Source organism: Psychromonas sp. Urea-02u-13 (genome assembly GCF_002835995.1).
Lineage (GTDB): Bacteria > Pseudomonadota > Gammaproteobacteria > Enterobacterales > Psychromonadaceae > Psychromonas.
Genome location: NZ_PJBZ01000120.1, coordinates 1 through 10143 on the forward strand (window position 1 = coordinate 1; position 10143 = coordinate 10143).

At 39.5% G+C, this 10143-nt stretch carries 8 protein-coding genes and 1 riboswitch; all 8 genes read left to right on the forward strand.

The annotated features are described in order from the left end of the window. The first annotated feature begins 214 nt into the window (after nucleotides 1-214). Nucleotides 215-352, forward strand: a riboswitch (cobalamin riboswitch). Nucleotides 353-475: 123 nt separating this feature from the next. The 8 genes from CXF74_RS19735 (at nucleotide 476) to CXF74_RS19770 (ending at nucleotide 10053) form a co-directional block, all read left to right on the forward strand. Then, nucleotides 476-2365 carry a TonB-dependent receptor domain-containing protein gene (locus tag CXF74_RS19735; RefSeq protein ID WP_101084239.1) on the forward strand — a complete coding sequence of 630 codons (1890 nt, stop codon included), beginning with the start codon at nucleotides 476-478 and terminating at the stop codon, nucleotides 2363-2365. A gap of 143 nt (nucleotides 2366-2508) precedes the next feature. Then, complete coding sequence (locus CXF74_RS19740) at nucleotides 2509-3513, forward strand: ABC transporter substrate-binding protein (RefSeq protein WP_101084240.1); 1005 nt, start codon at nucleotides 2509-2511, stop codon at nucleotides 3511-3513. Then, complete coding sequence (locus tag CXF74_RS19745) at nucleotides 3503-4546, forward strand: FecCD family ABC transporter permease (RefSeq protein WP_101084241.1); 1044 nt, start codon at nucleotides 3503-3505, stop codon at nucleotides 4544-4546. Before CXF74_RS19740 ends, CXF74_RS19745 begins: the two co-directional genes overlap by 11 nt. Further along, the gene (locus CXF74_RS19750; RefSeq protein ID WP_232772598.1) at nucleotides 4546-5376 is read left to right on the forward strand and encodes an ABC transporter ATP-binding protein; all 831 of its coding nucleotides are present in this window, start codon (nucleotides 4546-4548) and stop codon (nucleotides 5374-5376) included. The genes CXF74_RS19745 and CXF74_RS19750 overlap by 1 nt, the downstream gene beginning before the upstream one ends. A 246-nt stretch (nucleotides 5377-5622) precedes the next feature. Beyond that, entirely contained in the window at nucleotides 5623-7227 is a 1605-nt protein-coding gene (locus tag CXF74_RS19755; RefSeq protein WP_101084242.1) for a DUF1254 domain-containing protein, read from the forward strand. Between the two features lie 220 nt (nucleotides 7228-7447). After that, nucleotides 7448-8020, forward strand: coding sequence for a hypothetical protein (locus CXF74_RS19760; protein ID WP_101084243.1), 573 nt, complete (start codon nucleotides 7448-7450; stop codon nucleotides 8018-8020). A 114-nt stretch (nucleotides 8021-8134) separates the two neighbouring features. Continuing rightward, complete coding sequence (locus CXF74_RS19765; protein WP_101084244.1) at nucleotides 8135-9196, forward strand: MotA/TolQ/ExbB proton channel family protein; 1062 nt, start codon at nucleotides 8135-8137, stop codon at nucleotides 9194-9196. Next, nucleotides 9193-10053, forward strand: a complete 861-nt coding sequence (locus CXF74_RS19770; protein ID WP_101084245.1) for an energy transducer TonB — start codon at nucleotides 9193-9195, stop codon at nucleotides 10051-10053. Before CXF74_RS19765 ends, CXF74_RS19770 begins: the two co-directional genes overlap by 4 nt. The last annotated feature ends 90 nt before the right edge of the window (nucleotides 10054-10143 follow it).

The following is a 10143-nucleotide window of genomic DNA, read 5'->3' on the forward strand; positions in this document are numbered from 1 at the left end:
AGATAAAGTTTATTAAACATGAATACTCACATATTAAATTTTATGTAAATAAGTCATGATTTTAACCAAAAAATTGAAAAATAACATCTCGGACCGCTTTTAATTCAAGGCGTTGCTCGATACAGCATGTTTACCTTTCTTTGATTAATGAATTTTTTTCATAAACAGCGCCAACTCAGTTCATCACATATATTGACAGCCAGCTTAAAGTTCATATAATCGCCCTCTTTTATGTTCATCGCTTATTCAGCGAAATGATTAAATGGGAAGCATAGTCACTGCCCCCGCAACTGTAAAAGGTTTTACACAGTAAAACTAATAGTCAGATACCAGCATAAAAACGTCACTATCTAATTAACGGGTTGGTTTTTTAGAGCGTATACACATGTTGTGGCGAACCAGAGGAAGTTTCTCTATTTTGCTGTCATATGGCCAAAAGAAAACTTCCGAATTTTATTTTTTATAAGGAAGTTTCATGTCTATACATCGCCACATACCTATCGCACTTGCCCTACTAAGCTTATACAGCGCTCAAATTCTAGCGACTGACGATAGCCAATCCCAATCAGAAAGAATGAACATCAGCATTAACAAAGGTTATACCACTTTAATTGTTGATGAAAAAAGCCGTACAGAAACAGGCACAGCAATAACTGTATTTACCGAAAAAGATATTGAAAAAACACAAGCAAAAACAGTGGCTGAAGTTTTACAAAATGCCCCTGGCATATCTGTAGCCTCTAATGGCGGAATTGGTAACAAGACATCCGTTTTCATACGTGGAGCAGCTTCTGAAAGCACTGTTGTTGTGATTGATGGCGTAAAAGTAACAAACCAATCATCTGCAAGTGGTGGTTTTGACTTTGCCAACCTAATGACAGATGGCATTGAGCGAATTGAAGTTATTAGAGGATCACAAAGTGCGCTTTGGGGTAGTGATGCTCTCGGTGGGGTTATCAACATTACCACCAAAAAAGGTCAGCAAGGCTTCCATACCAGTGGCGACATTGAATTTGGTGGCAATAACTACACAAAACAATACGTTAATATTAACGGCGCAACTGAAAAAGCACATTACTCATTATCGGCATCTAATTTAGCAACAGATGGAATCAGTGCTAAGACTGGCAAACTGGACGATCCAGATTCCGATGGTTATAGAAATAAAATGGCGAGCTTAAAAGCAGGTTACCAATTTAACTCTCTTTTTTCTATTGATGGCATTATGCGTTATAGCGATGCCAAAAGTGACTACGATACAAGCTATGTGCCTGAAGAAGATAATAATGTCTATGCTACAGATACAAACCGTATCGCTAAAATAAACACCTATTTAAATTTATTTGAAAACCATTGGAACAATCGTCTATCAGTTTCTTATTCCGATACGGTATCTGAAAACTTCGAACCACGTGGCTACTATGGCAATTACACTGAAAACTCAGGAGAGACGATAAAAGGTGAAGTTCAAAGTGATTATTTATTAAGCTCTGATAACTTTAATCATCGCTTTACTGTTGCTGGTGAGCTTCAAAAAGATACATTTTCACCTTGGAATGGCGGCTCAACACCAGATGAACAAGAAATGGATAGCTCAGCGGTCATTGGTGAATATAACTTAAACTGGATCAACAAAGTATTCTTCACCGGTTCTGCACGTTATGACTTCAATAGTGAATTTGATGATACTGCCACTTACAAGCTAGCTTTAAGCGCTTGGGCAACAGACTCTATTCGTTTACATACAAGCCACGGAACAGGTGTTAAAAACCCTACCTTCAGTCAACTTTTTGGTGACTATCCAACACCCGATTTGAACCCTGAAACAAGTATCTCTACGGATGTTGGTATAGAATACAACTTTGCAGATACAGGTTACATTGACCTTACATTTTTTAATGCTGAATATAATGATGGTATTCGTTGGAATCCAACATTAGGTGGTTTCGGTGGATACGAAAATCAAGATGAAAAAGTGCAAGGCATTGAAGTCAGCTCATACGTAAAATTATTACGAGCTCTTACTATTAGCAGCCAGTACACTTATCTAAATACAGAAGATGGTACTGCAGAAAAGAATGAATTAATTCGTAGACCTAAACACAGTGCTAGCATCACTAACAATTACCAATATACGAGTAATCTAAATGCAAGTATTGGTATTGCTTATGTAGGTGAGCGATATGACTATGGTTATGTAGAACTTGATGATTATACCTTGGTCAACATTTCTGCTAAGTATCAAATAACAAGTCGATTCGCTATTTACGGTAAAATAGAAAACGTACTTGATAAAGATTATGTCGTCATTACTGACTATGGAACAGATCCAATAACTGCTTATATTGGTGTTACATTTAAGTAATTCTCGTTATGCTTTAACCCGTTTTATTAGACTGAAAACTGATAAAACGGGATAAAAAAGAAAGTATCAAGCGTATTAAAAGATAGGGCTTAAGGCCTGTGATCACCATTCTCTGTTCAGTTCAACTATTAACAAGGCTTAGAATGAACAATTTCAAACTGATTTTATTTGCCCTGTTATTATTGCTCTTTATTGCATTTATTCAATTCAAAAAAGATCTCTTTGTACTCTTTGAAGAAGGCCATGGAAATTTCACCACCCAAGTTGTGGGTGAAACTTTTCCTAAAACATTGATTGATGTCACCGGCATCAGTTATCAGCTTGAACAACCGCCACAGCGTATTCTTTCCGCAACACTTTCCACCGACCACATATTGGCAGATTTAATTGATCCCAAACGTTTAGTTGCTGTCAGCAGTTATATTGATTATCCGAGCCTGTCCAATCTTGTGGGTTTTTACGATAAAGAGATTAGTCGTACTAAGGGTGAAATTGAATCGATGTTAGCCCTGCAACCGGATGTCGTTTTTGTCGCCTCTTATAGTAATCCAGAAACTGTGCGTTATTTATTACGTAGTGGTATCGCTATTGTTCGCCTCAGTGAGTTTAAAAGCTTTAATGATATTTTCAATAATATCCAAGTGGTGGCTACCGTTACCGATACACAAAAACAAGCTGACACTGTGATTAAACGCGTAAAAAATCAGATTAAAACCATCCAAGAGCAAGTTAAAAACAAAACCAAACCACGGGTATTATATTACGATATGAACGGTTATAGCGTGGGTGGCAACTCGCTAATGGATGAATCGATCACCCTTTCTGGCGGTATTAACATTGCACGTAATGTTATTTCAGAAGGCGAGCAAAGAATCAGTGAAGAGGTCGCTATTTCGTTACAGCCCGATGTGATTGTCATGAATCAATGGGTATTCAATCAGCAACAAGGTGAAGACTCTCCTGCAAAAATTTTAAAATCAAAAGCCGCTTGGCAAAATGTACCTGCGATTAAAAATAATCGTGTCTATGCCGTTCCCGGTATTTGGTTGCGCAGTGTTTCACAACATCGAATCAAAGGGGTAGAAGCGATTGCAAAATTATTACACCCTAGCATCAACCTTCAGCAAGTGAGTGAACATGTTCAATAATAGCCGTTATATCCCTTTCATATTTACTCTGTTAATCGCACTATTTTTTGCACTGGCAATCAGCGCGCTGTTAAAAGGTCCTACCGATATTTCAGGGACTCAGATTTGGGATATTCTTAGCGAATCCATTTTTCAAAATACTAATAAAAGCATTATTGATTGGCAGCGTAACATTATTTTAGATATTCGTTTACCACGTATTATCATCGCCCTTTTTGCAGGTGCGAGTTTAGCATTATGTGGATTAGTCATGCAGGGCATGTTCAGAAACCCACTTGCCTCTCCTTCGGTACTGGGTGTTTCATCAGGCGCATCATTAGGCGCTGTGATCGCTATTTATCTCGGTGCGTCACTCTTCTCTCCCTGGGCAATTCCTCTGTTTGCTTTTATTGGCGCAGGACTGTCATTAAGCCTGGTTTATCGTATCGCCTCAAGTCGCGGACAAACCAGTGTCACCACCTTATTACTCTCAGGCGTGGCGATGAGTGCATTAAACGTGGCAGCGATATCACTCTTGCTGGCTATCTCATTAAGTAACTGGGACGTGGCACGTATGATCATCTATTGGACTATGGGTGGCCTTGATGGGCGGACTTGGGACCATGTTTTTATCATTCTACCGATTGTAATCAGTGGTTTTATCTTTTTACTGTTTTATAGCAAACAGCTCGACCTGTTATTACTTGGCGAACAACATGCTTTATCGGTTGGTGTGGATGTGCGCCGAGCAAGACGTAACTTACTTATTATCAGCACTGCAATGGTTGGCGCTTCTGTATCTGTTGTTGGTGGCATTGGTTTTATTGGTTTAGTGGTGCCGCATATTTTACGTCTTCTACTTGGCCCTTCTCACCGTTATTTATTACCCGCCAGCTTATTAGGCGGGGCGATTGCCTTACTAAGTGCAGATCTGTTTTTAAATACCTTATTTGCAGATCAAGCGATTCCTCTTGGTGTCGTGACCGCCGCACTTGGCGCGCCTTTCTTTCTATTTTTATTAGTTAAACAACGTTTTGCTTCGGGGAGTTTATAATGCCTATTAACCTATCTATTAACCTACCTATTAACCTACCTATGCCATTACAGTGTAAAAAATTACACTTCTCCTTTGATAAAAAACCCTTGTTTTCCAACATTAACCTTAGCTTTGAGAAAGGTGAATTTGTGGGTCTGATTGGCCCTAATGGTGCGGGTAAAAGTACCCTATTGCAGCTGTTATTAGGCTTGTTAAAAACACAATCGGGTGAAGTGTTATTACAAGATATACATATCGATAAATTAAAACGCAGAGAGATAGCTAAACAACTTGCGTTTGTACCTCAATCTATAGAGCTACCTTTTGCTTTTACTGTGCAACAGTTGGTTGCAATGGGCCGTAACCCTTATTTAGGCGCCTTTGAATTAGAAAAGCCTGAAGATAAAAAGCTGATTGAACAAGCTATGTTACAAACCGACATTTTGCATCTGCAACAACGTCATGTGAATACCCTTTCTGGGGGTGAAAAACAGCGTGTTATTATCGCCCGCGCACTCGCCCAACAATCTCCTACTATCTTATTAGATGAACCCATTGCCAGCTTGGATATCTGCCACCAGCTAACCACATTACAGTTAATTCAATCGTTAACACACTCGGGTAAAACCGCGATCACCGCGTTACATGATCTGAATTTAGCAGCCCGTTATTGCGACCGTTTAATTTTAATTGGTAAGCAACAAGACGGCAGCACCGGCATTATAAGTGATGGTTCACCCGCGCAGGTATTAAACGCAGAAAACCTCAAGAACCACTTTTCTATTAGTGCGGATATCTGCATTGAAAACAATAAAACCTACTTAGCTAATATTTTGTCATTATTGTAAATACGCGGCTTCAACATACCACGGTAATTTAAAAAGGTTCCGTGGCACCTGTTAGCTTTGCTTTCAACCTTTCACATAAGCTCATTAATATAAATCCTGCAACACCAGAACCAACAAGAATAAATACCCCTATTAAGCATCTTTTTATCTCCTCCGTGATTGTGGCAACCTTTTGAAGCAAAGACGCTGTTGTTTTCACTAAAATTTCATATAGTACTCACAATTAATTAACATCCAGGAGTGACTATGAAAATCCCCTTTAAATTTAAAGCCTTATTTATTGCCACAAGTTTGGCCTTTATCGCGCCTACATGGGCAAGCGAAGCTGCAACTGAGGGTTTTAACCACAAGATTCCCGAATCAATCATGACACCTGATGAAGTGGAAACTCGCATTGGTACACTGAAATTTTACGATGGCATTCCAACACAAGAAACGCTGACTAAGGTGTATGACAACTTAGACTTTATTCGCGGTGTGGATGTGTTTTTAAATTTCATTCCAGCCACTTCAATTGAAGGCATTCGCTTAGGCATGAAAAGCATGGGTGTTGAAAAATCTAATCAAGTATTGGTTTTTGATGATCTAATGGATTCTAACCCACTCTTTTTAACCGGTAATACCGATACCGTTTATGCGGCTGCCATGCTTGACCTTGAAAAAGATGGTGTCACTGTAGTAGAAATTCCAGCGGGTGCAGGTCCAGGCACGGTGAATGATGCCTATTTCCGATTTGTGGTAGATATGGGCGCTCCAGGTCCAGATGCAAAAAAAGGCGGGACTTACGTTATTTTGCCACCTGATTACCAAGGCGATTTAACACCGACCTTAAATGGTATGCAAGATCGCGACAAAGATACACGTATTGAAATGACCATCGCGGGTAAAAAGACCAAAGTCTGGGTCGCTCAATCAACAAGTTATAATAACTGGCTAATTTTACGTGGTTTCTTAAAAGAGGGTAAACCAGATCACGCATCAAATATGTGGCGCATAGGTCTTAAAATTTACCCACTAGCAAACGCCAATAAACCGAAAAAAATGCAATTTACCAACGGTTCAGGAAAGTTCTTTAATACCGTGCATGCCAATGATTACAAATTCTATGAAGAGCTGTGGCACGTTATACAAAAAGAGCCGATTTCATTTTTAGACCCAGAACTACGCGGCCAAGCAGCTGCCATTGGCATTGAAAAAGGTAAACCTTTTAATCCCGATGCGCACTTGAAAGCCATCTTAAAAGATGCAGTCGCAGTGGGTAACGCAACCGCACGTAGCATTGCCTTTAAAACACGCGATAAAAGCGCTTACTTATTCCCTGGCAAGCAATGGTACACAGGGTTTATTGGCGGTGATTACCAATGGCTTAAAGATGCAGGCAACGGGGGCAGAAATATGGATGCACGCACCCTATTCTTCTACCTTGCGACAGTGAATACACCGGCAATGGCATTACAAATACCCGGCGTGGGCTCTAACTACGCGATGACAACCGGTGATAATAATGGCGACATTTTATATGGTGAAAAAAGTTATCAAGTCACTTTACCGGCCAATGCACCTGCTAAAGACTTTTGGTCAATGGTCGCTTACGACCCACAAACACGCTCTGAATTACAAGTACCGGGCGGGTCTACTTATCCAAGTAAAAATAATAAACGCGATAAGTTAGTTTATAACGAAGATGGTTCGGTAACTTTGTATTTTGGGCCTAAAGCACCAAAAGGAAAACCTGTCGCTAACTGGACAGAAACCACACCCAACAAAGCATGGTTTGCAATGTTACGTTTATATGGGCCATTACAAGCTTGGTTTGATAAAACCTGGGCGCCTTCTGATTTTAAGTTATAAAACAACCTAACTCTCTGTTAATCAAGGGCTACTCATGTAGCCCTTTTTACATGCTCAGTAAAACCAAGATTCGCTATAGAGCTCCACCTTATTCTCTATCTTGTAGAGTAAAACATGGATAAACATGAGTGCCTCCCCTATCATCAGCATTGTTCTTCGACATAAATATTCGACATAATTCTTCGACATAAATATTCCAGCAACAGGCAAAGGATTCATCATGACAAAACAAATCGTTATCCTACTTATTTCATTTTTCAGCACGACTTTATTTGCAGTCGAACAAAACACGCAAGCCTTAGTGGATATTAAAATTGGGGTTGAATTGAGCAAGCTAGAGCAATCGGCAGAAAATATAGATCGTTCCATCAAGCAAGCATCAGAAGCGCTACAAGAGATGGCTAAACACCCTAATATAAGCCCTGAACAACAGGCACAAATCATTAAAACTTTCGAGAATATCGAGCAGTTATCGACGACTTTTCAAGATACCATCAAAGAGATTCCAGCCACGATAACAAAATCTACGCCACCCATTTTAACTGCCGTTGATAACCTATTCACTAACATTCAATTAACCATCATTCTAAGCCTAATTGCTATTCTGGTTATTTTAATCTGTGCATTAATCGCAATCTATTTTTGGATATTAAAGCCCACCAGCCTGATGTTATTAAAAACCACTTCAAAGGTAGACAACATGGCGATTGCGTTACAAACAACGGCTGAGATCGTGGATAAAACCACACAGCAACAGCTTCTAATTTTAAATCACACGGCTGTCAAAAAATAACATAACAAAAGACTTATCAAGAATGGGTGTCGATAAGCAATTCTAGGATCATTTTTTGATTGCCTTAGCATTAACCGTTAAAATAGTGGTTCTCATAATGCTAAGGAATGGAATATGACAGTGGAAGTAACCGTAATCAAAAGCACCGCTATTGACCCCACCTTTTTGCAGCAAATTGCCAGCACTATGCCCGAATGGTTCCAACAGGGTGGCGTGGTAATGTGGTTACTCTTACTGACCTCTTTTTTAGTCACTATTATCAGTTTAGAACGTGCTTTTTCATGGTTCACTTACCTGACAAAAAAAGAACACTTTTTAATTAACGACTGCTTTGCTTCCCTGAATAAAAACGAAAAAGAACAAGCACTTATTTTTTGTCAAACACTCGAAACACCCGCACTTAGCATGCTCAAACACGGTATTAATACCCTTCCCTTCCCACCATTAGAGAAAATGGGTTCCTATGCAAAAATGCAAATAACCCAGCTTTCACAGGGCCAAGCGATATTAGGAAACTCAGTAGTCGTCGCTATTTTATTGGGTTTTTTAGGCATGACATTAGGCCTTATTGATTCATTTACAACCTTGAGCCTACAGGGGGTTGAAACAATGAGCGCGGTGGTTGGTGCTATTGCAGATTCTTTCATCGCCTTAGCGAGTGGCCTTTGTGTGGCCTTGCTTGCGTTTATTCCCTATAAAACCTTCCATACTCAACTGATTAAATTAGAGCAACATTTACAAAGCGTGAGCAGTGAATTTAACCATATTTGTCAGCAGAAATGCTTGATCACTAATGAACTCAGTGAAATCGTAAAACTACAAGAAAAGCGCCTTACCAGTGAAAGCAGTGAAACAGAAACCGTGGCAGAACAAAGTGAAATGCCTTATCACTACGAGTTTAAAGAAGGCTCTGACGAGGTAAATGTAAATTTACATAAAGATATGCAAGACCTGCATAAAACCTCTCAATCCTCCCTGATTGATATGTATAAAAATGAATTAAACGCGCCCACTAAAAAGAAAAAAATAGCCGATGACGCGCCTTCATCGCTACTTGAAACCTATGAAACGGCGGTTGATGAAGAACAAGAGTTATACGGGATTAATGAAGTTGAGCTGCAAGAGCAACAAGAAACAGCGCACCTTAAACAAGCACACAAGGTAAATAGCAAATGATGCGTTATCTTCCTTTTATTATTATTAGTTTCATTTTATATGCGTTGTTTTTTTACAATAACCAAGCGCCAGATCTGTTGTCTGCTGATGCCTCTAGAAACGCGTTAGCAAACAATAACAAAGTGGTTCCTTTAGGTTTTGATGGTCTAGACAAAGAGCAGCAAGCACACAACTTTACTCCGGCTGAGCAAGTTACCTTAACAATACCAGTAGTAGAAAAAGACCAGACAAAAGCAGTAGCCTCGATTGAAGAACTCAATGCGGCTAAATTGAAAACGTTTTATGCGTCGATTCAATCTACCCCCGCAAGTGATGGTGCATTATTAAAGGGTGAATTTTACGAACGTGATTTTTACTTGCACCTGCCCGCGCCTCCGGTAAAGAAAAAAGCGCCCAAGAAGAAGAAAAAAACAGTCCCTAAAGTGGTAAAAAAGACAAAAGTCATAGAAGCTGAGTCACTGACTAGTGCGTTATTAAAACAAACAGCGAGCAGTCCCATTCAACAACCAAGTAAGACAACAAGCGATAAACCTAAGCGTAGCTTTAAGAAATCGGTTCAACCGCTAGCAGTGGCAACAGAGCAAGGGTTACAACAGGCTATTGCTGTTTCAGGCAATAAACCGAAGTACCCAAAAAAGGCACAATCTAATAAACTACAAGGCAGTGTTAATGTTAAGTTTATTGTTAGCATGCAGGGCAAGACTAAAAACCCTAAAATCATTACCTCTAGTGGTCATCCCGCATTAGATGATGCCGTGCTAGACTTTGTTAAAACAGAGCGATTTATGCCAGCTTTAAAAGGCATCGAAAAAATAACCAGTGAACAACAATTCTCTTTTAAATTCTCATTAAAATAGAGTCCTACTTTGTCACTTACCAAGACAATCTGATCGAGACCAATAATGAGTAAGCTAAAATTATCAACCGATAGATTAACTGTCGGCCTC